This is a genomic window from Streptomyces mutabilis (assembly GCF_014649815.1).
GTDB lineage: Bacteria > Actinomycetota > Actinomycetes > Streptomycetales > Streptomycetaceae > Streptomyces > Streptomyces mutabilis.
In genome coordinates, this window is the sequence record NZ_BMTT01000001.1 from 537,758 (window position 1) to 563,785 (window position 26,028).

Genomic DNA, 26,028 nt, shown 5'->3' on the forward strand with positions numbered 1-26,028 from the left:
AAGGCTCAAGTAACGATCCGAAATCAAAGGTTCCTGATTTCGTTCACCTCCGATTCACTGGTCCGACTCGTACACCGCTCGTACGGGGAACTGTTCGACCGGCGCAAAGGAAAACACCCCCATGACTTCGCAGCCGACTCTGACCAAGGCCGAGGACGGCCCCAACAAGCCCGGAGGACCCGGGTCCGGGCTCCAGGCCGGACTCAAGAACCGCCATCTGTCGATGATCGCGATCGGCGGTGTCATCGGAGCCGGGCTGTTCGTGGGCTCCAGTTCCGGCATCGCCACCGCGGGCCCCGGAATCCTCCTGTCGTACGCCCTCGTCGGCACGCTCGTGGTGCTGGTGATGCGGATGCTCGGTGAGATGTCCGCCGCCAACCCGACCTCGGGTTCCTTCTCCGCGCACGCCGACCGGGCGCTGGGGCCCTGGGCAGGTTTCTCCATCGGCTGGCTGTACTGGTTCTTCTGGGTCGTGGTGCTGGCCGTGGAGGCGACGGCGGGGGCGAAGATCCTGGAGGGATGGATACCCGCCGTGCCGCAGTGGGGGTGGGCACTGATCGTGATGGTCGTGCTGACCGCCACCAACCTCGCCTCGGTGGGCTCCTACGGCGAGTTCGAGTTCTGGTTCGCCGGGATCAAGGTCGTCGCGATCGCCGCGTTCATCGTCGTCGGCGGGCTGGCCGTCTTCGGGGTGCTGCCGGGCGTGGACAGCGAGCAGGCGGGGCTGGCCAATCTCACGGAGCACGGGGGATTCCTGCCGAACGGGGCGGGGGCGATCCTGACCGGCGTGCTGCTCGTCGTCTTCTCGTTCATGGGCAGCGAGATCCCCACCCTTGCCGCCGGTGAGTCGGAGGACCCGCAGCGGGCCGTCACCAAGGCGACCAACAGCATCATCTGGCGCATCGCCGTCTTCTACCTGGGCTCCATCTTCGTCGTGGTCGCGCTGCTGCCCTGGGACTCGCAGTCGATCGTCGACAAGGGTTCGTACGTGGCCGCGCTGGACTCGCTCGGCATCGCCAACGCCGGTCAGATCATGAACTTCATCGTGCTGACGTCCGTACTGTCGTGCCTGAACTCCGGGCTCTACACGGCCTCCCGCATGGCCTTCTCGCTCGGCCAGCGCGGTGACGCACCGGGGGCGTTCGCCCGGACGACCGCGCGGGGCGTGCCGCGAACGGCGATCCTCGTGTCCGTGGTGTTCGGTTTCGTCGCCGTGTTCTTCAACTACGAGTTCCCGGACTCCGTCTTCCTCTTCCTCGTCAACTCCTCCGGTGCCGTGGCCCTCTTCGTATGGCTGGTGATCTGCTTCTCGCAGCTGCGGATGCGGAAGATCATGCAGGCCGAGGCTCCGGAGAAGCTGGTGGTGCGCATGTGGCTGTTCCCGTACCTGACCTGGGCGACCGCCGCCGTGATCGTCTTCGTGCTCGGCTACATGCTGACCGACACGGAGCACAACGGGCGTACGACCGTGCTGCTGTCGCTGCTCGTCGCGGCGCTCGTGCTCGTCGTCGCCGTCGTCAAGCAGAAGGTCACCGCGCCGACAGCGCTCGTCGGGAAGGACTGACCGCCGGCCGACGCACGGCAAGGGGCCGGCCCGGTCGCGGAAGCGATCGGGCCGGCCCCTTGCCGTGTCTGCGCGCCGTGCCTACTTCCTGTCGACCAGCTTCCAGACGGTGGGCAGCACGCCCATCGCCAGCGCCGCCTTCAGCGCGTCGCCGATCAGGAACGGGGTCAGGCCGGCCGCGATCGCGGCGGTGAGGGACATGTCGGCGGCGAGGGCCAGGTACGGCACGCCGACGGCGTAGATGATCGCCTCGCCGAACAGCATGGTGCCGGCCGTGCGCAGCACCGAGCGGTCGGCGCCGCGGCGGGCCAGGGCGCCCACGACGGTGGCGGCGAGCAGCATGCCGAAGACGTAGCCGAGGGACGGGGCACCGACGCCGGAGCCGCCCCCCGCGAACCACGGCACGCCCGCCATGCCGACCAGGGCGTACAGCGCGAGCGAGAGCAGGCCGCGCCCGGCGCCGAGCGAGGTGCCGACGAGCAGGGCGGCGAAGGTCTGGCCGGTCACCGGCACCGGGGAGCCGGGAACCGGCACCGCGATCTGGGCCGCGATGCCGGTGAGCACGGCACCGCCGGCCACCAGCGCGACATCCCGGACCCGGGAGGAGGGGACGAGATCGGCGAGGACCTGGCCGGAGCGGGTGGGAAGGGCAGCGGTGCTCATGGGGACTCCGCGGTGGTGTGGACATGTCGGGACAGCGCGACGCTATCCCAGCGGGTGGGACCCGATCACCAGCAGCGCTCGACAAAGGGTCGATCGGCGACTTGGTGGGCCCCCGACAAACGAGCGGCATACACGTGGTTGCGGGTGATATCGGTCACCGCGGTGGGGAGGTGAGTGTCACCCGGAATCGAGACCCTGCATTCGGACGATCACGTTCCGTGCCGGGACCGTCCGTATCGTGGGCAACCGGTGTCGCCGACGGACGCCACCCCGGAGACTGTGGGCGTTTTTGCCCTGCCCCCCACGCATTGGACGAGCCGCCCCATGTCCAACAGCACCACCACCGAGGCGCAGCCCGAGTCGCCCGACGCCGCACTCTCCCACGACCTCAAGCAGCGCCACCTGTCGATGATCGCCCTCGGCGGCGTGATCGGCGCCGGACTCTTCGTCGGCTCCGGGGCCGGCATCGCGGCCGCCGGGCCCTCGATCGTCGTCGCCTACACCCTCTCCGGTCTCCTCGTGATGCTGGTGATGCGGATGCTGGGCGAGATGTCGGCCGCGTATCCGTCGTCGGGGTCCTTCTCCGCGCACGCCGAGCGGGCGATCGGCCCCTGGGCCGGCTTCACCGCGGGCTGGGCGTTCTGGGTGCTGCTGTGCACGGCCGTCGGCCTGGAGGGCATCGGTGCCGCGCAGATCGTCCACGGCTGGCTGCCGGGCACGCCCGAGTGGGTGTGGGTGGCGCTGTTCATGGTGGTGTTCTGCGGGACGAACCTGGCGGCCGTGAAGAACTTCGGCGAGTTCGAGTTCTGGTTCGCCGCGCTCAAGGTCGGCGCGATCACCCTGTTCCTGGTGCTGGGCGTGCTGGCGATCGCCGGCGTCCTGCCGGGCACCGACTCCCCCGGCACCTCCCACCTGAGCGACTTCCTTCCCAACGGCGGCAACGGCCTGATCATCGGCCTGCTCGCCTCGGTCTTCGCCTACGGCGGCCTGGAGACGGTGACGATCGCCGCGGCCGAGTCGGAGAACCCGGTCAAGGGCGTGGCGAGCGCCGTACGGACGGCGATGTGGCGGATCGCGCTGTTCTACATCGGCTCCATGGCGGTCATCGTGACCCTGGTCCCCTGGGACTCCCCGGAGGTCGTCGAGAAGGGCCCGTACGTCGCCGCCCTCGACGAACTCGGCATCCCAGGCGCCGGTCAGCTCATGAACGTCGTCGTGCTGGTCGCACTGCTGAGCGCGATGAACGCCAACATCTACGGTGCCTCGCGCATCGGCTACTCGCTGGTCGAGCGCGGTCAGGGCCCGAAGGCGCTGGGCCGGGTGTCGGGCGGGGTGCCGCGGATCGCGGTGCTGGTCTCCTCCCTCTTCGGCTTCGGCTGCGTGCTGCTCAGCTACTGGCGGCCGGACGACGTCTTCGCCTGGCTGCTGAACATGATCGGCGCGGTCATCCTGGTCGTCTGGATCTTCATCGCCGTCTCCCAACTGCGGCTGCGGCGCCGACTGGAGCGCGAGACGCCGGGGAAGCTGGTGGTGCGCATGTGGGCGTACCCGTGGCTGACCTGGGTGGCACTGACGGGCATGGCCGCGGTGTTCGTCCTGATGGCCCGCGAGCCGGACACCCGGGTGCAGCTCTACTCGACCGGAGCGATGACGCTGGTCCTGGCCGCCACCGGTTACGCCTGGCAGCGGCGGCGGGCGCGCGGCTAGCCGCCACGGACTCTCCAGGGGCCCTCGCATGGACACCGTTCGTGCGGGGGCCCTTTCACGTCCGCGCGCCGGGTCCTTTCGCGCCGGCGCGGCACGCCCGTCCGTCCCCCTCGGACACCCCTACCCGCCTTCTTGCTGCTAGCGTGCACTTGCAAGCCTTTTGCAATAAGAAGTCAGAGGGGATCCGCCATGCCCGTCTACACACTTCCTGAACTGCCGTACGACTACTCCGCGCTGGCGCCCGTGATCAGACCCGAGATCATCGAGCTGCACCACGACAAGCACCACGCGGCCTATGTGAAGGGCGCCAACGACACGCTGGAGCAGCTCGCCGAGGCGCGGGACAAGGAGTCCTGGGGCTCGATCAACGGCCTGGAGAAGAACCTGGCCTTCCACCTCTCCGGGCACATCCTGCACTCGATCTACTGGCACAACATGACCGGCGACGGGGGCGGCGAACCGCTGGCCGCCGACGGTGTGGGCGACCTCGCCGACGCGATCGCCGAGTCCTTCGGCTCCTTCGCCGGTTTCAAGGCGCAGCTCACCAAGGCCGCCGCGACCACGCAGGGCTCCGGCTGGGGCGTCCTGGCGTACGAACCGCTCAGCGGCCGGCTGATCGTCGAGCAGGTCTACGACCACCAGGGCAACGTCGGCCAGGGCGCCACCCCGATCCTGGTCTTCGACGCCTGGGAGCACGCCTTCTACCTCCAGTACAAGAACCAGAAGGTCGACTTCATCGACGCCATGTGGGCCGTCGTGAACTGGCAGGACGTGGCGAGGCGGTACGAGGCCGCGAAGTCCCGCGGGGACGTGCTGCTGCTGGCGCCCTGACGCGCCCGTGAGACGTCCTGCCTCGTGATCGTCTTCTCACCCTTCACGGCGGCAGGCGGAATGGAGGAGGCCCCCGCGAGGACGTGACTCGCGGGGGCCTCCTGTGTGCCCGCCGGTCAGGGCTTGCGGGCGAGACCGCCGTGCCGGCCGATCGGCTTCGGTGTCCCTTCGCCGTCCGTGCGCCACAGCGGCACCGACGCCACGCCGGGCTCCACCGGTTCGAGCCCATCGCAGTACGCCTCGATCTGCTCGACCGGCCGCAGGAAGTACGGGACCGCGCCGGTCTCGTTGTAGCCGGCGCGGGCCGTCTCGTAGGCCGGGTCGGTGCCGCGCGAGCCGTCGCTGACGCACAGGAGGCTGTCCGAGGGCAAACCCGCCAAGCCGGCCGACCAGGTCGCGGGGCACGGCGTGGCCGGCGACGTCTGTCGATCTCCGTCATGGGGTGGGACTCGCCTCCAGGGCCGGTGTCCGACACATGGTGCTACGGCGGGCGGGCCCGCGCGGCACAACGGCGGCGCCGACGGGCTCCGCCCGGTACTCGTGGGAGCCGGCGCGGCCCTACAGGTTGCTGAAGTCGGGGCCCTTGGTGCGGGTGCGCTTGATCTCGTAGAAGCCGGGGACGGAGGCGACCGCGAGGGTGCCGTCCCAGAGCTTGGCGGCGTCCTCGCCCTTGGGGGCGGGGGTGACGACCGGGCCGAAGAAGGCGAGCTGCTCGCCGTCGGCGCCGGGGACGGCGATGACCGGGGTGCCGACCTCCTGGCCGACCTTGTCGATGCCCTCCTTGTGGGAGGCGCGCAGCTGGGGCTCGTAGGGCGTGTCGTCCCAGTGGTCCATGAGGGACTCGGGCAGGCCGACGTCCTTCAGGGCGGCGGCCACCGTCTCCTTCTCCGGGCCCTCGCCCTGGTTGTGGAAGCGGGTGCCGAGCGCGGTGTAGAGGTCGCCGAGCACCTCGGCGCCGTGCTGCTCCTGGGCCGCGATGACGACGCGGACCGGGCCCCACGCCTTGGTCCGGAGCATCTCGCGGTACTCCTCGGGCAGCTCGTCGATCTTGTCCTCGTTGAGGACGGCGAGGCTCATGACGTGCCAGCGGACCTCGATGTCCCGGACCTTCTCCACCTCCAGGACCCAACGGGAGGTCATCCAGGCCCAGGGGCACAGCGGGTCGAACCAGAAGTCGACGGGGGTCTTCTTGGACATGTCTCTCCTCAGGAGGCGACGCAACCGAGCTTTTCTCCTGGCAACCGGTCGGCCGCCGTGGCCATTCCCGGCTGCCGCGCGTCAGGGGCACATGGCAGGATCGGTGCTGTCCGCATGCTGAACACCACCCGAGGGAGTGCCGCCCGTGCCCGGTGAGAATCTGTCCCGCGACGAGGCCCGGGAGCGGGCCGCCCTGCTGTCCGTCGACGGGTACGAGGTGTCCCTCGACGTGCGCTCGGCCACCGGTGAGGCGGAGGGTGAGGGTCCGCGCACCTTCCGTTCCGTGACCACGATCCGCTTCCGCTGCAACGAGCCCGGCGCGAGCAGCTTCGCCGACCTGATCGCGCCCAGCGTGACCGCGGTGTCCCTCAACGGCCGCGACCTCGACCCGAGCGAGGTCTTCGACGGCTCCCGCATCGCGCTGGAGGACCTGGCCGCCGAGAACGAGCTGGTCGTCGACGCCCGGTGCGCGTACTCCCGCACCGGGGAGGGCCTGCACCGCTTCGTCGACCCCGAGGACGGCGAGGTCTACCTGTACACCCAGTACGAGCCGGCCGACTCCCGCCGCGTTTTCGCCAACTTCGAGCAGCCGGACCTCAAGGCGCCCTTCCGTTTCGAGGTGCGGGCACCCGAGGGCTGGACGGTGTGGAGCAACGGCGTCGGCGAACTCACCGACGGTGTGTGGCGGTTCGCGGAGACCAAGCCGATCTCGACGTACATCACGTGCGTGGTCGCGGGTCCGTACCACTACGTGACGGACTCCTACGAGCGGACCTTCGAGGACGGCACGCGGCTGGAGATCCCGCTCGGCGCCATGTGCCGCAAGGGGCTCGCCCCGCACTTCGACGCCGACGACGTCTTCCTGGTCACCAAGCAGGGCCTGGACTTCTTCCACGACCACTTCGACTACCCGTACCCCTTCGGGAAGTACGACCAGGCGTTCGTGCCCGAGTACAACCTCGGCGCGATGGAGAACCCGGGACTGGTCACCTTCCGTGAGGAGTTCATCTTCCGGGGGAAGGTGACGCGGGCGTCGTACGAGAGCCGCGCCAACGTCATCCTGCACGAGATGGCGCACATGTGGTTCGGCGACCTGGTCACCATGGAGTGGTGGGACGACCTGTGGCTGAAGGAGTCCTTCGCGGACTTCATGGGCGCCTTCTCGCTGGTCGGTGCGACCCGCTTCACCGACGGCTGGATCACCTTCGCCAACCGCCGCAAGGCCTGGGCGTACCGCGCCGACCAGCTCCCGTCCACGCACCCGATCACCGCCGACATCCGCGACCTCCAGGACGCCAAGCTCAACTTCGACGGCATCACGTACGCCAAGGGCGCCTCGGTGCTCAAGCAGCTGGTGGCGTACGTCGGGCAGGACGCCTTCCTGGAGGGCGCCCGGCGCTACTTCAAGCGGCACGCGTACGGCAACACCCGGCTCGGTGACCTGCTCTCGGTGCTGGAGGAGACCAGCGGGCGGGACATGGCGGCCTGGTCGCGCTCCTGGCTGCAGACGGCGGGCGTCAACTCGCTGACCCCGCAGGTGCTGCTGAGCGAGGCGGGCACGGTCGACGAGCTGGCCGTGGTGCAGGAGGCCGCTGTGATCGCCCCGGCGGAGCACCCCGAGCTGCGTCCGCACCGGGTGGCGGTGGGCCTGTACCGGCGTACGGCCGAGGGCGCCCTGGAACGGTACGCGCGTGCCGAGGTGGACGTCGACGGGCCGCGCACGGTGGTGGCGGAGCTGGCCGGTGCCGAGGCGCCCGAGCTGGTCCTCGTCAACGACGACGACCTGACGTACTGCAAGACCCGCTTCGACGAGACGTCGCTGGCGACGCTGCGCGAGCACCTGGGCGCGCTGACCGACCCGCTGGCCCGCGCCCTGTGCTGGTCGGCGCTGTGGAACATGACCCGGGACGCGCTGCTGCCGGCCCGGGACTTCGCCGGCCTGGTGATGCGGTTCGCCGGGCGCGAGTCCGACATCGGCGTCCTGCAGATGCTGCACGCCTGGGCCGGCTCGGCGCTGACGCACTACGTGGCCCCCGAGTGGCGGGAGGCCGGTGGCCGGCTGCTGGGCGAGGGCGCGCTGCGCGAGCTGCGGGGCGCGGCGCCGGGCAGCGGGCAGCAGCTCGCGTGGGCGCGGTTCTTCGCGGCGGTCGCCTCCGGGGAGCCGGAGCTGCGGCTGCTGCGCGGGCTGCTGGAGGGCACGGAGAAGATCGACGGCCTGGATGTGGACCAGGAGCTGCGCTGGGCGTTCCTGGAGCCGCTGGCCGCGCACGGCGAGGCCGACGAGAGCCTGCTGGCCGCCGAGCTGGCCCGGGACGACACGGCCTCCGGCAAGCGCCACCAGGTGCGCTGTCTGGCGGCCCGGCCGTCGGCGGCGGTGAAGGCGCAGGCCTGGGCGCAGGTCGTGGAGTCGGACGCGCTGTCCAACGCCCTGGTGGAGGCGACCATCGCGGGCTTCGCGCAGGCCTCGCAGCGGGAGCTGCTCGCGCCGTACGCGGAGAAGTACTTCGCGGCGATCGAGCGGGTGTGGGACGAGCGGTCGATCCAGATCGGGATGGACGTGGTGCGGGGGCTGTTCCCGTCGCTGCGGGACTCCAGGGACACCCTGGAGGCGACGGACGCGTGGCTGTCCGCGCACGAGGGGGCCGCGCCGGCGCTGCGGCGGCTGGTGCTGGAGGCGCGGGACGACCTGGCGCGGGCGCTGCGGGGGCAGGCGTGTGACGCGGCGGCCGGCCGCTAGCCTTCCGGCCGCCCCCACCTCTGGCCAATGATTCGGCATTCCGTGATCGTTACGGAATTCCGTCAACAGCAGCCGTAACCCCTGGCCGCACCTGCGCGGACCAGGGGTTCTCGACATCCGAACACCCGTCCTTGAGGGCGGCCTTGTCCTGATTCGTCGATGGACTTGTAACAGCGGTTAAGGGAGGGATCGGGCGCGGGAAATTGCCGGTCATGACGCACAACACCCCGCTCTCCCCTCGCCCCCTGCGCCAGCTGACCGACGGCCGGCGCCGGCTGATGACGACCGCTCAGCTGCGGGCGCACGGTGTCTCCGCCGCCGAGGCCGACGCGCAGTGCCGGCCGGGCGGACCCTGGCAGCAACTGCTGCCGAACGTCGTCCTGCTCCACCCGGGCCCGCCCACGAGCGACGAGCGCCTGCACGCGGTGCTCCTGTACGCGGCACGGGAGCGTTCCGGCGGATCGGGCCCGGGCGTCACCGCGTCCGTGCCGGTCCAGCCGGGCGGTGAGGACGAGCCCGCTGCCCCCTACACGGAGGCGATGGTCACGGGGCTGGCCGCGCTGACGTTGCACGGCTTCTCCACGACTCCCCCGCTGCCGTCCCTGGAGGTCATCGACGTCCTGGTGCCGAGACTGCGCCGCTTGCGCACGACGGGCTGGGCACGCGTCGTCCGCACGGCCGCGCTGCCCTCCGCCCAGCTGATCACCGGGGTTCCGGTGGCGCCGGTGGCGCGGGCCCTGGCGGACGCCGTGGCGGAGCTGACGGACGCGGGCGTGGTCCGCCGGCTGCTGACGGAGGCGGTACGCGACGGGCACTGCGAACCGGCGGCGGTGGTCCGGGAACTGAACCGGGCCCGGTTGCTCAGCCGCCCGCACGTGGTGGACGCCGTTGACTCGCTGGTCGCCGAGGGGCGGGCGCTGGCCGAGCAGCGCCTGTACCGGATGGTGCGCGAGCACGGGCTGCCGGAGCCGCTGTGGAACGTCGACCTGCGCCTGCCCGGCGGACCGCACCTGGGCGGCGTGGACGCCTTCTGGCCCGAGCACTCGGTGGCACTGGAGCTGGACACCCGCGCCCACCGGCAGCAGGAGGACGAGGCGCTCCGGGCCGAACACGCCCGCAAGCGCGAGCACCTGGAGCGGCTGGGCGTCACGGTCGTGCACCTGACGCCGCGCAAGGTGCGGGACCGTCCGGAACATCAGGCGGCCGTGGTCCGTACGGCGTTGATGGCGGCCGGGGACAGGGAACCCGCCGCGTACGTCGTGGTGCTGCCCCGGTAGTGACGGACCGGGACGACCACGAGGAGGGGAGAGGAGGGGCGCCGCCGTGCCGGGGGCGCCCCTCCTGACGCTGCGGCGTCTACTTCGCGCAGAACTCCGCCTCGGTCACCGCCCCGCTGTCCCCCGCCCAGTCGCCGTTGAAGTTGAAGGCGAGGGCGTGCCGGCCGTCCCTCGTCGTCACCGCCTCCGACGAGGAGCCGTGAATGCCTCCGGCGTGGCCCCAGACGGTCACCCCGCAGTCGAGTCGCCGCTTGATCAGGCCGAGACCGTACTCGACACCCGGCTCCGCGGGGACCGTGGTCGTCATCTCGGCCAGCTGCTCGGCGGGCAGCAGCCTGCCGCGGAACAGGGCCGTGTAGAAGCGGTTCAGGTCGGCGGAGCTGGAGATCATCTCGCCTGCCGCCCCGGCGATGGACGGGTTGAGCCGCGTGACGTCGTACGTCGGGCCGGTGGCCGCCCCGGCCAGCTTGGAGTAGGCGCGGCTGCTGGGCCGCGGCAGGGTGGTCCTGGTGCCCGGGACCGACGTGGCCCGGAGCTTCAGCGGCTCGATGACGCGGCGGCGCACCTCGTCGCCGTACGGGCGCCCGGTGACCTCCTCGATCACCATGCCGGCCAGGACGTAGTTGGTGTTGGAGTACCTCCAGCCGGCGCCCGGGGCGAAGTCCGGTTCGTGGGTCATGGCGACCGCGACCAGTTCGCGCGGCGTCACCGTGTCGTAGCGGTGCTCGAAGAAGCCGTCCTCGAGGAAGTAGGCGCGGACGAACTCCTCGTCGGCCGTGTAGTTGTAGACGCCGCTGGTGTGGTTGAGGAGTTGGCGCACAGTGATGCGGCCGCCGTCGTGGCCGTTGCCCTCGACCACGCCCGGCAGCCACTCGTCCACCGTGTCGTCCAGCGACAGCCTGCCCTCGGCCTCCAGCTGGAGCAGGACGGTGGCGACGAACGTCTTGGTGATGCTGCCGACCCGGTAACGGTCCCGCTCCGAACGCGGTTCGCCGGTCCTCAGGTCCCCCGTTCCGACGGCCTCGGACCAGGTCCCGTGGGCGTCCCTGGCGGACGCGGTCACGCCGGGCACACCGGCGGTGACGGCGGCCTCCATGGCACGGCGGGTCGCGTCGTGGCCGCCGGTGGCGGGCGCCGCCACGGCGGGTCCCGCCACCGCGATCGACAGTGCCACGGCGGTGGCCGCCATCAGGGTGGTGCGTGCACGTGCGGTCATGTCTTCCCCCATCGTCTGCGTCCTCGGTGTTGCCCGGTCGGTGGGACGGACGGGGCGGGCGCCGCGAAGGTTGCGGTGCCCGGGGACGGTTGAGCCGGATTCAGCCCTCTTTCGCCCCGTGGCACCCGGGCCGCCCCGCCGGCGGCCTCTCCCGCCACAGCCGCAGTCCCGCGTCGACCAGCGGCACCCGGGTCAGCCCGGGCACGGCGTCCAGGTCCTGCCAGGCCGCCAGGTCGGTGGAACCGCCGACTTCGAACCGCAGGTCGCCGCCGGTGACCCGGGCCTCGTAGACGAGCCGTACGCCGTGGTGGTCCACGGTCCGCCGCAGCAGCCTGCCGGGGCCGAACCGGCTCGGGCGGGTGCGGCGACTGGAGTCGACCCCGAGCAGGGCGGTGGGCTCGACGCGGTAGCCGGTCTCCTCCTCGACCTCGCGCACGACGGTGTCGTGGGGGTCCTCGCCGTGTTCCGTGCCGCCGCCCGGCAGCACCCACTCGGGGACCCCGCCGGGGCCGGGGGACCGGGCGAGCAGCACCTGCCCGTCGCGGACGCATACGGCGTAGGCCGCCACCCTCAGTTCTCGCAGCACTCCGGGACGTTAACCCGCCCGGCCCGGAGCGCGACACGGCTCACAGGAATGTCACAGCCCGTCCCTTGTGTACCCGATGGCGTATGGCGGAAGTACGCCATGACTCCATACCGCCCCGGACAACTCTCCCCAAACGGTGAGCCCTTGCGTAAAGCTGAGCGGTCGTCCGGGATCGGATTCCGGACTGTTGCGGCCAGGACCGATCGGCCCCGGTCGTTCACGCACGTTCCTTTACCTACAAGGGATGCCGATGACCCACACCCCCCAGCGCGAACCGATACCGGGCGCGAGACGCGCGGCCCGCCTGGCCGTGGCCACGGGCCTCGTCGCCGCGCTCTGCGCCGCCGGGCCGATACCCGTGGCCTTCGCCGCCGACGGCCCCCAGGCCACCCCGCCCGCCGACGCCTCCGTCAAGTCGGCGCACGACAAGCTCGGTTCGGACGACGCGGACCTGCTCGCCGAGGCGAAGGCCGACGGTACCGAGACCGTCACCATGATGGTCGCCACCGCCCCCGGCAAGACGGAGCAGGTGGCGAAGGAGCTGGATTCGGTCGACGGCGGCAGCGTCGGCCGGACCTACGACGAGCTCGGCTACGTCCGCGCCACCGTCCCCACCGGCAAAGCGGACTCGGCCATCGCCGCCGCCACCGAGCTCTCCTCCGTGCACGGCATCGACCTGCGCGACGAGATCCCGCTGGACGACCCGACGCCGAGCGCGGACCGGGCGAAGGGCGCCGAGCACCGCGAGGGCCGCTCCTACCCGGCGCCGGACCGCCGCACCCCCGCCGAGAACCCGTACAACCCCTCCTTCGAGACGGGCGCCGTCGACTTCGTGAAGAAGTACCCGAAGGCGGACGGCCGCGGCATCACCATCGGCATCCTCGACTCCGGCGTCGACCTCGGCCACCCGGCGCTGCAGAAGACCACCACCGGCGAGCGCAAGATCGTCGACTGGGTCACCGCGACCGACCCGGTCGTCGACGGCGACCGCACCTGGCGCCCGATGACCACCTCCGTCTCCGGGCCCACCTTCACCTACGAGGGGAAGACCTGGGCGGCCCCGGCGGGCTCCTACCAGGTGAGCACCTTCCTGGAGTCGTACACCACCGGCGGTGACGCGGCCGGCGACGCCAACCGGGACGGTGACACCACCGACTCCTGGGGCGTGCTGTACGACAAGGCGGCCGGCACGGTCCGCGTCGACCTGAACAACAACAACGACTTCGCCGACGACACCCCCATGAAGCCCTACAAGGACGGCTTCCAGGTCGGGTACTTCGGCACCGACGACCCGAAGACGGACGTGGCCGAGCGCCAGCCGTTCGTCGTCGAGATCCGCAAGGACGTCGTCCACAACGGGGCCGGCGCGAAGGCCGACTTCGTCAACATCGGCGTCATCGAGGGCTCGCACGGCACGCACGTGGCCGGCCTCGCCGCCGCCAACGGCCTGTTCGGCGGCCGGATGGACGGCGCGGCCCCGGGCGCGAAGATCGTCTCGTCGCGCGCCTGCACCTGGAGCGGCGGCTGCACCAACGTCGCGCTCACCGAGGGCATGTTCGACCTCGTCGTCAACCGCGGCGTCGACATCGTCAACATGTCGATCGGCGGCCTCCCGGCACTCAACGACGGCAACAACGCCCGCGCCGAGCTGTACACGCGGCTCATCGACACCTACGGCGTCCAGTTGGTGATCTCCGCGGGCAACTCCGGCCCCGGCGCCAACACCATCGGCGACCCGTCGCTCGCGGACAAGGTGATCTCGGTCGGCGCGTCCATCTCCCGCGAGACCTGGGCCGCCAACTACGGCTCCGCGGTGAAGAAGAAGTACGCCATGATGCCGTTCTCCTCGCGCGGCCCGCGTGAGGACGGCGGCTTCACGCCGACGTTGACCGCGCCCGGCGCGGCGGTCAACACCATCCAGACCTGGGCACCCGGCGCCCCGGTCCCGGAGGCGGGCTACGACCTGCCCGCCGGCTACGGCATGCTCCAGGGCACCTCGATGGCCTCCCCGCAGGCCGCCGGCGCCTCGGCGCTGCTGCTGTCGGCCGCGAAGCAGGCGGACATCGAGCTGACCCCGGCGAAGCTGCGCACGGCGCTGACCTCGACCGCCGACCACATCAAGGGCGTGCAGGCGTACGAGGAGGGCGCGGGTCTGATCAACATCCCCGACGCCTGGCGGTCGATCCGCAAGGGCGCCACCGCCCACGAGTACACCGTCGAGGCGCCGGTCGACACCGCGATCGACCAGTTCCTGGAGAAGCCGGGCCACGGCACCGGCCTCTACGACCGCGAGGGCGGCCTGAAGGCCGGCGAGCGCAGGACGTACGAGATCACGCTCACCCGCACCTCCGGCGCGGACCGGGCGATCCGGCACGAGCTGCACTTCGAGAACAACACCGGCGGCACCTTCCGGATCGTCGGCTCCGACGAGGTGAGGCTGCCGCTGAACGAGCCGGTGACCGTCAAGGTGCAGGCCGAGCCGCGCTCCGAGGGCATCAAGAGCGCGATCCTCGAGGTCGACGACCCGCGCACCGAGGGCACCGACAAGCTGGTCCTGACCACGGTCGTGGCCTCGGCCCCGCTGGAGTACGACTTCTCCGCGAAGGACTCCGTGCAGCGCAACAGCACCGAGTCGTACTTCGTGACCGTCCCCGGGGGCGCGAAGACGCTCGAGGTGGCGATGAGCGGCCTGAAGGAGGGCAGCCAGACCCGGTTCATCGCCATCCACCCGTACGGCGTCCCGGCCGACAGCACCTCCACGCCGTACTGCTACAACAACTACCTCGACGGCAACGGCTGCCGGCCCGACGTGCGCGCGTACGCCGCCCCGCAGCCCGGCGTCTGGGAGATCGAGGTCGAGTCGCGGCGCACCTCGCCGCTGCTGGACAACCCGTACGAGCTGGACGTCACCGTCCTCGGCGCCACCTTCGACCCGGAGGTCGTGACCGTGCCCGAGGCGAAGGTCGGCACCCCGGCCGACGCCTCCTGGAAGGTGACGAACCGGTACGGTCCGATCGACGGCAAGCTGGTCGGCGGCCCGCTCGGCTCGGCCGAGACGTCCCGCCCGACGATCGCGCAGGGTGAGACGAAGAGGTCCACGGTGGAGGTGCCCGAGGGCGCCGAGTCGCTGGACGTGGCCATCGGCGGCGTCTCCGACGCGGCAGCCGACCTGGACCTGACGGTCTACGACAAGGACGGCAACGTCGTCGGCCAGTCCGCCGACGGCGACTCGGAGGAGTCGGTCTCCGTTCCGAAGCCGGCCGCCGGCGCGTACACCGTCGAGGTCGTGGGCTACGCGGTGCCTTCGGGCAGCACGGAGTACGACTACCGGGACGTGTACTTCGCCGCCACCCTCGGCTCGGTCACCGTGGACGGCTCGGCGCCGGTGAAGCTCGGCACGGGCGGCTCCGCGACGGTCTCCGGCAGCGTCACGGCGCTGGCCGCCGCCCCGGAGGGCCGCGAGTTCTTCGGCCGGGTCCAGCTGGTGAACGCCCACGGCACGGCCGCGGGCCTCGGCAGCGTACGGATCGGGAAGGTCGTGCCGTAGTCCGGTGCGGTGCGCGTCAGGGGCGGGTGCTCTGCGGGGCGCCCGCCCCTTTCGGCTTCCTGCGGGAGGTCAGTCGCAGGTGAGAGTCCGGGACTCGGGCAGGGAGGCGCTGATCCAGGTGCGGGCGGTGGCGATGTTCCGCTCGCCGGTGATCACCGTGTCGGCGCCGGTCCCGTCCCGCGAGACGCCGACCAGCACCCGGTCGCCGGGGCGGAGCCGGGCGGTGGCGTCGTCCAGGAGGAAGGTCACCGGCTCGGTCCCGGGCCGCGGCCCGATGCTCGCCGTCGGCCCGGTGCTCGCTTGCGGCGGCGCGCTCGCCGCCGGTGCGTACGAGCGGGTCACCCGGAGCGTGATCCGGTGCCGGGCCTCCCCCGGCAGCGGATCGGCGCCGGTCACCGTGCCCTCGGCGACCAGGCGGGCGCAGGCCAGGTAACGGGGGGTGCCGAAGACGAGCCCGGCCTCCTGGTCAGGGGCGGCCCCCGAGGCGGAGCCGTCCTGCTGGGCGCCGGACGCCGCCTGGCCGGCCGCGTCGTCCGTGCCGCCGCCGGTCTGCACCCGGGCGACGGCCAGGGAGAGCAGGCTGGTGTCTTCCCCGGAGGGCTGCTCGGTCTGGCGCAGGGCGGCCAGGCGTTCGCCCAGCCGGTCCTGCCGGCGCCTGGCCCGGTGCCAGTCCATGGCCAGGTTGGAGGCGACGACCGCCGCCCAGGCGGACACGTCGCGGGGCGCCTCCCGGCCGCTCGCCGTCCGCTCCAGCAGCCGCAGGCGGACCTGCTGCACCCCGTCCGGCAGGTCCGCCTGCGGCACGCCGCCGAGCGCGAGCACCGCCCGCACCCTGCGCTCCTGGGCCGCGTCCAGGGGATCGTCGCGCACGGCGTCCCCCTGGCCGCGGCGAACCCTTCCGCGCAGCACGGCCACCCCTCCCCTCACCGCGTTTCCCCTATGACGCCGCGGCGGCCCGAAACGTTCGCCGGAGCGCACCCGCCCCGGCGAGAGGCATACGTCACATCGTCGTGTGGGGTGGGAAGGGATGGGCAGGGGCGGAACAGCACAGCTTGCGGCGCGGGGTCCGGTCGGCGGAATTTCTGCAGCTCAGCCGGGGTTTTCGCGAAAGGACCGCACCCACTGCCCGAGCCGCCTCGTCCCAGTGCGCGGGCGCACCGCGCAAAGAATTGGACAGGTGGGCCGGGCCGCGCCGCATGATGGAAAAGTCTCGGCCGAGCAAAGCGCGCGTGAAGACACGCGCACAACGGAGAAGGAGTCACCGTGAGGGTCGGAATCGTCGGAGCCACCGGTCAGGTCGGCACGGTCATGCGCAGGATTCTCACGGAGCGGAACTTCCCGGTCACCGAACTGAGGCTCTTCGCCTCGGCCCGCAGCGCCGGCAAGGAGCTGGACGGCGTGACGGTGGAGGACGCGGCCACCGCCGACTACTCCGGCCTGGACATCGTGCTGTTCTCCGCGGGCGGCGCCACCTCCAAGGCGCTGGCCGAGAAGGTCGCCGCGCAGGGCCCGGTCGTGATCGACAACTCTTCCGCCTGGCGCCGTGACCCGCAGGTCCCGCTGGTGGTGTCCGAGGTCAACCCGCACGCGATCGCCGACCGCCCCAAGGGCATCATCGCCAACCCGAACTGCACCACGATGGCCGCGATGCCCGTGCTGCGTCCGCTGCACGCGGAGGCGGGCCTCCAGGCGCTCGTCGTCGCCACCTACCAGGCCGTGTCCGGTTCCGGTCTGGCGGGCGTGGACGAGCTGTTCGAGCAGGTCCAGAAGGTCGGCGCGGACGCGCCCAAGCTCACCCACGACGGCTCCGCGGTGGAGTTCCCGAAGCCGGACAAGTACGTGGCGCCGATCGCGTACAACGTGCTGCCGCTGGCCGGCTCCATCGTGGACGACGGCCTGCACGAGACGGACGAGGAGCAGAAGCTCCGCAACGAGTCCCGCAAGATCCTGGAGATCCCGGAGCTGAAGGTCTCCGGTACCTGCGTGCGCGTGCCCGTCTTCAGCGGCCACTCCCTCCAGATCAACGCCCGCTTCGCCCGCCCGATCAGCGTGGAGCGCGCCAAGGAGCTGCTGGCCGGCGCCCCCGGCGTCGCGCTCACCGAGGTGCCGACCCCGCTGGAGGCGGCCGGCCAGGACCCGTCGTACGTGGGCCGCATCCGCCAGGACGAGACCGTAGACAACGGCCTCGCCCTCTTCGTCTCCAACGACAACCTGCGCAAGGGCGCGGCCCTGAACGCGGTCCAGATCGCGGAGCTGGTGGCGGCGGAGCTCAAGGGCTAGGCCCCTGGGGCTAGCCCCGCCTCACCTCGTAGAGGAAGCAGCCGTACTCGACGGCCCGGACGTGGACGAACGCCACGGCCGGGTCGTCGAACGCTTCCCGGAGGGCCGGTGCGAAGGCGTCGGGCTCCTCGACCAGCCGCCCGCCCAGGATGCGCCCGTCGGCGCGGTAGCGGCGCAGGACTCGGTGCGAGTCGGTGAAGGCGAGGCCGTCGGCCTCCGGGCCCGCGCACTCCCCGGCGTGGATGAAGACCGGCCCCTGCTCGTCGTACGCGCCCGGATCGGTGCCGGTCCGCGCCGCCCAGCGGCGCAGCGGGGCGTAGGAGACGAGGGCGATCGTCTCCCCCGGGCGGCTGCGGCGCAGGCAGCAGCGCAGCGGGGCGCCGCCTTCCCCGTCGGTCCGCGGGGCGGGTGCGCGGCCCGCGTCGTCGGTGGTGCGCAGTTCCTTCAGGGCGGCCGGCGGAACGGGCCGTGCGGTGTAGTGCTGCATGGAACCCAGGCTCACGCGTACCCGGTCCGCGCACCGGCGGGAAATGGACATCGCGTTCCGTACCGGCCGCGTGGAAGGATGGCGCAACCCACACATAACGAGGAGATGACCGCGTGCCTGGCACAAACCTGACTCGCGAAGAGGCGCAGCAGCGGGCGAAGCTGCTGACCGTTGACTCGTACGAGATCGATCTCGACCTCACCGGCGCGCAGGAGGGCGGCACCTACCGGTCCGTGACCACGGTGCGCTTCGACGTCGCCGAGGGCGGCGGCGAGTCCTTCATCGACCTGGTCGCGCCGACGGTCCACGAGGTGACGCTGAACGGCGACGCCCTCGACCCCGCCGAGGTGTTCCAGGACTCCCGCATCGCCCTCGCGGGGCTGCTGCCGGGCCGCAACATCCTGCGCGTGGCCGCCGACTGCGCGTACACCAACACCGGCGAGGGCCTGCACCGCTTCGTCGACCCGGTCGACGACCAGGCGTACCTGTACACGCAGTTCGAGGTGCCGGACGCGCGCCGCGTCTTCGCGAGCTTCGAGCAGCCCGACCTCAAGGCCACCTTCCAGTTCACCGTGAAGGCGCCCGAGGGCTGGACGGTCATCTCCAACTCGCCCACCCCGGAGCCCCAGGACAACGTCTGGGTCTTCGAGCCGACCCCGCGCATCTCGTCGTACATCACGGCGCTGATCGTCGGCCCGTACCACTCGGTGCACAGCGTGTACGAGAAGGACGGCCAGTCGGTGCCGCTCGGCATCTACTGCCGCCCCTCGCTCGCCGAGCACCTCGACGCGGACGCCATCTTCGACGTGACCCGCCAGGGCTTCGAGTGGTTCCAGGAGAAGTTCGACTACCCGTACCCGTTCAAGAAGTACGACCAGCTCTTCGTGCCGGAGTTCAACGCCGGCGCGATGGAGAACGCGGGCGCGGTGACCATCCGCGACCAGTACGTGTTCCGTTCGAAGGTGACGGACGCCGCTTACGAGGTGCGGGCCGCCACGATCCTGCACGAGCTGGCGCACATGTGGTTCGGCGACCTGGTCACCATGGAGTGGTGGAACGACCTGTGGCTGAACGAGTCGTTCGCCACCTACGCGGAGGCCGCATGCCAGGCCGACGCGCCCGGCTCGAAGTGGCCGCACTCGTGGACCACGTTCGCCAACCAGATGAAGACGTGGGCGTACCGGCAGGACCAGCTGCCGTCCACGCACCCGATCATGGCGGACATCAGCGACCTGGACGACGTGCTCGTCAACTTCGACGGCATCACGTACGCCAAGGGCGCCTCGGTGCTCAAGCAGCTCGTCGCGTACGTCGGTGAGGACGCGTTCTTCCGGGGCGTGCAGGCGTACTTCAAGCGGCACGCCTTCGGCAACACGCGCCTGTCCGACCTGCTGGGCGCGTTGGAGGAGACCTCCGGCCGTGACCTGAAGACCTGGTCGAAGGCGTGGCTGGAGACGGCCGGCATCAACGTCCTGCGCCCGGAGATCGAGACGGACGCCGAGGGCGTCATCACGTCCTTCGCCATCCGCCAGGAGGCCCCGGCACTCCCGGCCGGCGCCAAGGGCGAGCCCACCCTGCGCCCCCACCGCATCGCCATCGGCGCCTACGACGTCGACGCGGGCGGCAAACTGGTGCGCGGCGACCGCGCCGAACTGGACGTGGACGGCGAGCTGACGGCCGTGCCGCAGCTGGTCGGCAAGCGCCGCCCGGCGGTCGTCCTCCTCAACGACGACGACCTGTCGTACGCGAAGGTCCGTCTGGACGAGCAGTCACTGGCCGTCGTCACCGACCACCTCGGCGACTTCACCGAGTCGCTGCCGCGCGCCCTGTGCTGGGCGTCGGCCTGGGACATGACCCGGGACGCGGAGCTCGCCACCCGCGACTACCTCTCCCTGGTCCTGTCCGGCATCGGCAAGGAGTCCGACATCGGCGTGGTGCAGTCGCTCCACCGCCAGGTGAAGCTGGCCATCGACCAGTACGCCGCCCCCTCCGCCCGCGAGGCGCTGCTCACCCGCTGGACGGAGGCCACACTGGCGCACCTGCGGGCCGCCGAGGCCGGCAGCGACCACCAGCTGGCGTGGGCGCGGGCATTCGCGGCGACGGCCAGGACGCCGGAGCAGCTGGACCTGCTGGACGCGCTGCTGGACGGCACCACGACGATCGAGGGCCTGGCCGTCGACACCGAGCTGCGATGGGCGTTCGTGCAGCGGCTGGCGGCCGTGGGCCGGTTCGGCGGCTCGGAGATCCAGAGCGAGTACGAGCGGGACAGGACGGCGGCCGGTGAGCGGCACGCCGCCACCGCGCGTGCCGCCCGTCCGACCGAGGCGGCCAAGGCGGAGGCCTGGGAGTCGGTCGTGGAGTCCGACAAGCTGCCGAACGCCGTGCAGGAAGCGGTCATCGCCGGCTTCGTCCAGACCGACCAGCGCGAGCTGCTGGCGCCGTACACGGAGCGGTACTTCGAGGCGCTGAAGGGCGTCTGGGAGTCCCGTTCGCACGAGATGGCCCAGCAGATCGCGGTCGGCCTGTACCCGGCGGTGCAGGTGTCGCAGGAGACCCTGGACCGCACGGACGCCTGGCTCTCCTCCGCCGAGCCGAACGCGGCCCTGCGCCGGCTGGTCTCGGAGTCCCGTTCGGGCGTGGAGCGCGCGCTGCGGGCACAGCGGGCGGACGCGGCGGCGGCCGAGTAGCCGTCGCCACGAGTACGCCCTCGGGGGCTCCCGGCACCGCGCCGGGAGCCCCCGAGGCTTGTGGGGTGGCGCGCGCGGGTGTTCTGGGGGGACGGGCCCACGCTGCTGGGCAGCCCAGAGCCTCGTCCGCGCTGCGGCAGCGCAGGCTCCTTCGGCGGTACCGCAGCCCAGCGCTCTCCGGCCGCACGGCGCGCTACGGCCACGGAGGTCCTTTCGCTGGTCGGCGATCGCGGTGGCCCTACCGTCGCAGCGGTTCACTCCTCAGGTCCATCGAATCTTCCCGACCGTTCTTTGCAGGAGACTGAACGTTCCGGGCCGCGTCGGCGTCCCACCCCTCGGGGCGAGCTGCCCCGCGACCGTCGCCCCGAGCGCCAGTGTCATGCCCGCCAGCTGCACCGGCGTCAGCGTCTCGCCGAGCGCCGCCCAGCCGACGACGGCCGCGCTCAGCGGCGAGAGCGGGCCGAGGAAAGTGACCTGGGTCGCGGAGAGCCGGCCCATGCCGCGGAACCAGAGCCAGTACGCCACCGCCGTGTTGGCCAGCGCCAGGTAGAGGTAGCCGCCGACGGCCGGGCCGTCCAGGGCGGGCGGGGGGCCCTCGGCCAGGAGGGCGAGCGGCGCGATGAGCAGGCCGCCCGCGGTCAGCTGCCAGCCGGTGAGGGCGAGGGGGCCGACACCGTCCGGGCGGCCCCACCGCTTGGTGAGCACGGTGCCGGTGGACATGGACGCGGTGGCGGCGAGGGCGGCCAGCGCGCCGAGCGGGTCCAGCGCCCCGGCCGCCTTCAGCACCACCAGGCTGACGCCGAAAGCCGCCACGACCCCGGCGAGCACGGAACGGGTGGTGGGCCGCTGCCCGAGCAGCAGCGCGGAGAGCCCGACGACGAAGAGCGGGCCGACCGAGCCGACGACGGCCGCCATGCCGCCGGGGAGGCGGTAGGCGGAGAGGAACAGCAGCGGGAAGAAGGCCCCGATGTTCAGCGCGCCCAGCACCGCCGCCTTCCACCACCAGGCGCCGCGGGGCAGCACCCGGGCGAGGGCGAGCAGCAGCAGGCCGGCGGGCAGGGCACGCATCAGCCCCGTGAACAGCGGCCGGTCGGGCGGCAGGAACTCGGTGGTCACGGCGTAGGTGGTGCCCCACGAGACGGGGGCGAGGGCGGTCAGGGCGATGAGGGCGGGAGGGTTCACGGCCACGGGGAAGCCCCTTCGAGTAGGTCGACAATAAGTAGCTTACGTCTAAGCAACTTATTACCAAGCCACTTTCTTGCGGCCGACCTTGCCGGCGCCGATACTCGTCCCATGAGTGAGCGCCCCGAGCAGCACGAGGACCCGGTCGACGCGATCATCGGCCAGTGGGCAGAGGTCCGGCCCGACCTCGACACCACCGCGATGGAGGTCTTCGGGCGGGTCAACCGGCTCTCGCGCGCGATCGGCGAGCGTATGGACCAGGCCTACGCGCGGTTCGGCATCTCCCGCGGCGAGTTCGACGTCCTGGCGACGCTGCGCCGCTCCGGGGAGCCGTACGCGCTCTCGCCCCGGCAGCTCTCGGCGACCCTGATGCTCACCACGGGCGGCATGACGGGCCGCCTCGACAAGCTGGAACGGGCCGGGCTGCTGCGCCGCTCCCCCGACCCGCACGACCGCCGGGGCCTCAGGGTCACGCTCACCGACCGCGGGCTGGAGCTGGTCGACGAGGCGGTCGGCGCGGGCCTCGCCGTACAGACGGAGGCCCTGTCCGCGGCCCTCGACGCCGGGCGGGCCGGCCAGTTGGCCGACCTGCTGCGGGACCTGCTGTCGGCGACCGAGAGGTAGACGACATGCGGAAGGCGCCGGTCCCGCCCGCGCGCGGCTGTTCGCCACGTGCGGAGGGACCGGCGCCCTCGGTACAGCTGAGGTGGGCCGTCGGGCCGTGGACCCGTCGGGTGGAGCCCGTCAGGCCTTGGCGTCGGCCTCGGGCCGGGTCTTGATGTTGCGGGAGGTCACCCGGTGCTTCTCCTGGGACCGGTCCAGGACCATGACCAGGCCGGCGATGATCACGAACAGCGCGATCGGGGCCAGGACGTAGAGGCCCAGCGTCTCGATGACGCTCAGGCCCGTGCCGGGGTCGTCACCGTCGTCGCGGGTCAGCGCGAGCGCGGGGGACGACATGAGCAGCATCATCAGCGTCGTACCGGCTGCCAGGGCGCCGGCGCGCAGGGCGTTCTTCTTGTCCACGGTGCAAAGTTAGCGAACGGCCGTCAGGGGCGCGCGCCCGGGGTGCCGTACGGGGACCGGACAGGGCCTTCGGAACGCTCCTCCCCGTGCCCGGCGCGCTCCCGTACGACGTCGATCAGGGCGTGCAGCCGCGGAGATGCGGCCAGATCCTCCAGGGTCACGGGGCGGCCCTCGGCGTCGGCGATCGGCAGGCGCCAGTTCGGGTACTGGTCCCAGGTGCCGGGCAGGTTCTGCGGCCGGCGGTCGCCGACGGCGTCCGGGAGCCAGATGCCGGCCATGCGGGCGGGGGTGCGCAGCAGGAAGCGGTGGACGGCCTGGATCTCCGCCTCCTCGGAGGGGGCTCCGGTGTCCCCGGCGGTGCCGTGCAGCAGGCCGAGCCGGGCCAGTACGTCCAGCCACTCGGCCGTGTCCGCCGACGCCTCGGCCCGTTCCTGCTCCAGTGGGCGGGTGAGCAGCCCCAGGCGGTCGCGGAGTTCGACGTGTTCGCCGGTGAGGCGGGCGGCGGTGGACGGCAGGTCGTGGGTGGTCGCGGTGGCCAGGCAGTCGGCGCGCCAGCGCTCGGGGGGCAGGGGACGGCCGTCGCCCTCCCAGTCCCGCTCGAACCAGAGCACCGACGTGCCGAGCACCCCGCGATCGCGCAGCGCCTCGCGCACGCCGGGTTCCACGGTGCCCAGGTCCTCGCCGATCACCACGGCACCGGCGCGGGAGGCCTCCAGGACGAGGACGGCGAGCATGGCCTCGGCGTCGTAGTGGACGTAGGTGCCCTCGGTGGGCGGGTGGCCCTCGGGGACCCACCAGAGCCGGAACAGGCCCATGACGTGGTCGATGCGCAGGGCCCCGGCGTAGCGGAACAGGCCCCGCAGCAGGCCGCGGAAGGGTGAGTAGCCGGAGGCGGCGAGGCGGTCGGGTCGCCAGGGCGGCAGGCCCCAGTCCTGGCCGCGGGCGTTGAAGGCGTCGGGCGGGGCGCCCACCGACATGCCGGCGGCGAAGTGCTCCTGCTGGGCCCAGGCGTCGGCGCCGCGAGGGTGTACGCCCACGGCGAGGTCGTGGACGATCCCGACCGGCATGCCGGCCTCGCGGGCGGTGTGCTGGGCCGCCCTGAGCTGGGTGTCGGTGAGCCAGGCGAGGCGGGAGTGGAAGTCGACGCGGTCCATCAGGGCGGTGCGGGCGCGAGCGGTGTCGGCCGAGCGGGGGTCGCGCAGGCCCTCGGGCCAGCGGTGCCAGTCGGGGCCGTGGACCTCGGCGAGGGCGTACCAGGTGGCGTGGTCCTCCAGGGCGGTGCCCTGTTCGGCGAGGTAGTCGCAGTAGGCGGCGCGGCGGCCGGGGCCGAGGGGAACCTCGCGGAGCAGTTCCAGTGCCTCGCGCTTGAGCTCCCACACGGCGTCCCGGTCGATGAGGGCGTCCCTCTCCAGTACGGCGCCCCGCAGCCGCGCCGCCCGCTCCCGCAGCGTCCGGGCGCGCTCGTGGTCGGTGACGTGCGCGAACTCGGGCACGTCCTCGATCCGCAGGTGCACGGGGTCGGGGAAGCGGCGCGAGGAGGGGCGGTACGGGGAGGGGTCGGTGGGGGGACCGGGCACGGCCGCGTGCAGCGGGTTGACCTGGATGAACCCGGCACCGAGGGCGCGTCCGGCCCAGGCGGCGAGCTCGCCGAGGTCGCCGAGGTCGCCCATTCCCCAGGACCGGTGGGAGAGGAGGGAGTAGAGCTGGACGAGGAGGCCGTGGGAGCGGGCGGCGGGGGCGGGCAGCCGGGCGGGCGCCGCGATCAGGTGGGCGTGCGCGGTCCGGCCGTCGGGGGCGGTGGCGGTCAGTCGGTGGACGCCGGGCGGGAGCCCGGCGAGGGCGTCACGGACCGACCGCCTCACGGCACCGTCACCGGCCGTGCGGGTCGTGGTGCCGTCGCCGGGCGGGCGACCGCGGATGACGTCGCCGGCCGGGGGCCCCGCGGCGTCGTCACCGGCCGGGGGACCTACGACGCCGACACCGGCCCGACGGCCCGCGAGAACATCACCTCCCGGGCGGCCCACGACATCAGCACCACCCGGGCCACCCCCGCCACCCTCACCGGCCCGACGGCCCGCGAGAACATCACCTCCCGGGCGGCCCACGACATCAGCACCACCCGGGCCACCCCCGCCACCCTCACCGGCCCGACGGCCCGCGAGAACATCACCTCCCGGGCGATCCACGGCATCGGCACCACCAGGGCCGCCCTCAGCGTCCCCACCCACCGACGAGCCCACGGCGCCCTCACCGACCGGGCGGTCCGCGAGGGTGTCGCCGGTCGAGGAGGTCGCGATCTCAGCGGACGGGTTACCCACCGTGCCGGTGCGGTGGTCGCCCAGCTCGGTGTCGATGCGCAGCCGGGTGCCGTCGGGCAGGGTGGTGAGGGCGGCCGGTGGGGTGCCGTCACTCCAGGCGACCACGGTGGGCGGCAGCAGGCGTTCGCGCAGGTCGGTGTCGCGGGCGGCGAGCGCGGCACGCACGGCCTCCGGCGTGCTCGCGTCCACGCCGAGGGCGGCCAGGGCCAGCGTGACGGCGGTGACCGAGGCCGCGACGGTGCGGTCCGGGGACGGGCGGTAGGAGGTGGCGACGCCGTGCAGGGCGGCGAGCCGGGTCAGATCCTCGGGAAGGTCCTCGGCGGGAAGCTCGGCCGGCCGGGCTGCTGGCATCTGCGACCTCTATGACCTCGTGGGTTCGGGGACGGCGAAGGAGGGGCCGCCCTGCTCCGGCACGTCGGCCGTGAGTTCGGGCGAGGACTCGCTGGTCAGCGGTACGGCGTCGGCGAACGGCGACTCGCTGGTGAGGGGCTCCGCGTCGGGCAGCGGCGGTTCGCTGGTGAGCGGGGTCTCGGCGCAGCTCCCGGTGGCGCCGAAGACGCAGTAGTGAGGGGTGTCGGAGGCGGCGGAGGGCTCCGCCCAGGGAGTGGACGGCTCCGCCACGGGTTTGGACGGGGCGGGGAGCAGCAGGGGTGCCAGTGCAGCCACGGGGGCCTCCTTGTGTCGAGCACGCTTTTGGCGGGTTACGGCAGCCCTACCCAGTCC

At 72.3% G+C, this 26,028-nt stretch carries 18 protein-coding genes and 2 pseudogenes; 9 read left to right on the plus strand and 11 right to left on the minus strand.

Annotated features, from left to right (window positions below):
• Nucleotides 1–121: 121 nt before the first annotated feature.
• Complete coding sequence (locus tag IE142_RS02380) at nt 122–1,564, plus strand: amino acid permease (protein WP_191884141.1); 1,443 nt, start codon at nt 122–124, stop codon at nt 1,562–1,564.
• 81 nt (nt 1,565–1,645) lie between these two features.
• On the opposite strand, the gene IE142_RS02385 is transcribed toward IE142_RS02380, so the two are convergent.
• Nucleotides 1,646–2,227: a biotin transporter BioY gene (locus tag IE142_RS02385; protein WP_191884142.1), complete on the minus strand. Its 582-nt coding sequence runs from the start codon at nt 2,225–2,227 to the stop codon at nt 1,646–1,648.
• Between the two features lie 324 nt (nt 2,228–2,551).
• On the opposite strand from IE142_RS02385, the gene IE142_RS02390 reads away from it, so the two are divergent.
• Both IE142_RS02390 and IE142_RS02395 read left to right on the plus strand, forming a co-directional pair.
• Nucleotides 2,552–3,934: an amino acid permease gene (locus IE142_RS02390; protein WP_191884143.1), complete on the plus strand. Its 1,383-nt coding sequence runs from the start codon at nt 2,552–2,554 to the stop codon at nt 3,932–3,934.
• 189 nt (nt 3,935–4,123) lie between these two features.
• Entirely contained in the window at nt 4,124–4,765 is a 642-nt protein-coding gene (locus IE142_RS02395; RefSeq protein ID WP_191884144.1) for a superoxide dismutase, read from the plus strand.
• 116 nt (nt 4,766–4,881) lie between these two features.
• Here IE142_RS02395 and IE142_RS02400 read toward each other — a convergent pair.
• Both IE142_RS02400 and IE142_RS02405 read right to left on the minus strand, forming a co-directional pair.
• A pseudogene (locus tag IE142_RS02400) lies at nt 4,882–5,145 on the minus strand (SAM-dependent methyltransferase); the annotation flags it as partial.
• Between the two features lie 178 nt (nt 5,146–5,323).
• Nucleotides 5,324–5,962: a mycothiol-dependent nitroreductase Rv2466c family protein gene (locus tag IE142_RS02405; RefSeq protein ID WP_191884146.1), complete on the minus strand. Its 639-nt coding sequence runs from the start codon at nt 5,960–5,962 to the stop codon at nt 5,324–5,326.
• Nucleotides 5,963–6,107: 145 nt separating this feature from the next.
• On the opposite strand from IE142_RS02405, the gene pepN (IE142_RS02410) reads away from it, so the two are divergent.
• Both pepN (IE142_RS02410) and IE142_RS02415 read left to right on the plus strand, forming a co-directional pair.
• The gene (pepN, locus tag IE142_RS02410; RefSeq protein WP_191884147.1) at nt 6,108–8,699 is read left to right on the plus strand and encodes an aminopeptidase N; all 2,592 of its coding nucleotides are present in this window, start codon (nt 6,108–6,110) and stop codon (nt 8,697–8,699) included.
• A gap of 212 nt (nt 8,700–8,911) precedes the next feature.
• On the plus strand, nt 8,912–9,976 hold the full coding sequence (locus IE142_RS02415) for a hypothetical protein (protein ID WP_191884148.1): 1,065 nt from the start codon (nt 8,912–8,914) through the stop codon (nt 9,974–9,976).
• 79 nt (nt 9,977–10,055) lie between these two features.
• Here the strand turns inward: IE142_RS02415 and IE142_RS02420 are convergent, their stop codons facing one another.
• Both IE142_RS02420 and IE142_RS02425 read right to left on the minus strand, forming a co-directional pair.
• Nucleotides 10,056–11,192: a serine hydrolase domain-containing protein gene (locus IE142_RS02420; protein WP_191884149.1), complete on the minus strand. Its 1,137-nt coding sequence runs from the start codon at nt 11,190–11,192 to the stop codon at nt 10,056–10,058.
• A gap of 100 nt (nt 11,193–11,292) precedes the next feature.
• On the minus strand, nt 11,293–11,778 hold the full coding sequence (locus IE142_RS02425; RefSeq protein WP_229830124.1) for an NUDIX hydrolase: 486 nt from the start codon (nt 11,776–11,778) through the stop codon (nt 11,293–11,295).
• Between the two features lie 250 nt (nt 11,779–12,028).
• Here IE142_RS02425 and IE142_RS02430 point away from each other — a divergent pair, with 250 nt between their 5' ends.
• On the plus strand, nt 12,029–15,325 hold the full coding sequence (locus IE142_RS02430) for a S8 family serine peptidase (protein ID WP_191884150.1): 3,297 nt from the start codon (nt 12,029–12,031) through the stop codon (nt 15,323–15,325).
• 555 nt (nt 15,326–15,880) lie between these two features.
• On the opposite strand, the pseudogene IE142_RS02440 reads toward IE142_RS02430, so the two are convergent.
• Nucleotides 15,881–16,240, minus strand: a pseudogene (locus IE142_RS02440) (sigma-70 RNA polymerase sigma factor region 4 domain-containing protein); the annotation flags it as partial.
• Between the two features lie 348 nt (nt 16,241–16,588).
• On the opposite strand from IE142_RS02440, the gene IE142_RS02445 reads away from it, so the two are divergent.
• Complete coding sequence (locus tag IE142_RS02445) at nt 16,589–17,605, plus strand: aspartate-semialdehyde dehydrogenase (protein ID WP_043372905.1); 1,017 nt, start codon at nt 16,589–16,591, stop codon at nt 17,603–17,605.
• Nucleotides 17,606–17,615: 10 nt separating this feature from the next.
• Here IE142_RS02445 and IE142_RS02450 read toward each other — a convergent pair whose 3' ends face one another.
• Complete coding sequence (locus IE142_RS02450) at nt 17,616–18,092, minus strand: DUF1203 domain-containing protein (RefSeq protein WP_191884151.1); 477 nt, start codon at nt 18,090–18,092, stop codon at nt 17,616–17,618.
• Between the two features lie 113 nt (nt 18,093–18,205).
• Between IE142_RS02450 and pepN (IE142_RS02455) the strand changes: the two genes are divergently transcribed.
• Nucleotides 18,206–20,779 carry an aminopeptidase N gene (pepN, locus tag IE142_RS02455; RefSeq protein WP_191884152.1) on the plus strand — a complete coding sequence of 858 codons (2,574 nt, stop codon included), beginning with the start codon at nt 18,206–18,208 and terminating at the stop codon, nt 20,777–20,779.
• A 261-nt stretch (nt 20,780–21,040) separates the two neighbouring features.
• On the opposite strand, the gene IE142_RS02460 is transcribed toward pepN (IE142_RS02455), so the two are convergent.
• A complete protein-coding gene (locus IE142_RS02460; protein WP_191884153.1) occupies nt 21,041–21,967 on the minus strand; it encodes an EamA family transporter in 927 nt (308 codons plus the stop codon).
• Between the two features lie 105 nt (nt 21,968–22,072).
• Between IE142_RS02460 and IE142_RS02465 the strand changes: the two genes are divergently transcribed.
• Nucleotides 22,073–22,585, plus strand: a complete 513-nt coding sequence (locus tag IE142_RS02465; RefSeq protein WP_043372896.1) for a MarR family winged helix-turn-helix transcriptional regulator — start codon at nt 22,073–22,075, stop codon at nt 22,583–22,585.
• A gap of 120 nt (nt 22,586–22,705) precedes the next feature.
• Here IE142_RS02465 and IE142_RS02470 read toward each other — a convergent pair whose 3' ends face one another.
• From IE142_RS02470 to IE142_RS02480, 3 genes are read right to left on the minus strand one after another with little or no spacing between them, the layout of a single operon-like run.
• Entirely contained in the window at nt 22,706–22,987 is a 282-nt protein-coding gene (locus IE142_RS02470) for a hypothetical protein (RefSeq protein ID WP_191884154.1), read from the minus strand.
• A gap of 23 nt (nt 22,988–23,010) precedes the next feature.
• Nucleotides 23,011–25,656 (minus strand): 4-alpha-glucanotransferase, encoded by a 2,646-nt coding sequence (gene malQ / locus IE142_RS02475; RefSeq protein ID WP_191884155.1) that lies wholly within the window; start codon nt 25,654–25,656, stop codon nt 23,011–23,013.
• A gap of 9 nt (nt 25,657–25,665) precedes the next feature.
• A complete protein-coding gene (locus IE142_RS02480) occupies nt 25,666–25,971 on the minus strand; it encodes a hypothetical protein (RefSeq protein WP_043372889.1) in 306 nt (101 codons plus the stop codon).
• Nucleotides 25,972–26,028: the final 57 nt, after the last annotated feature.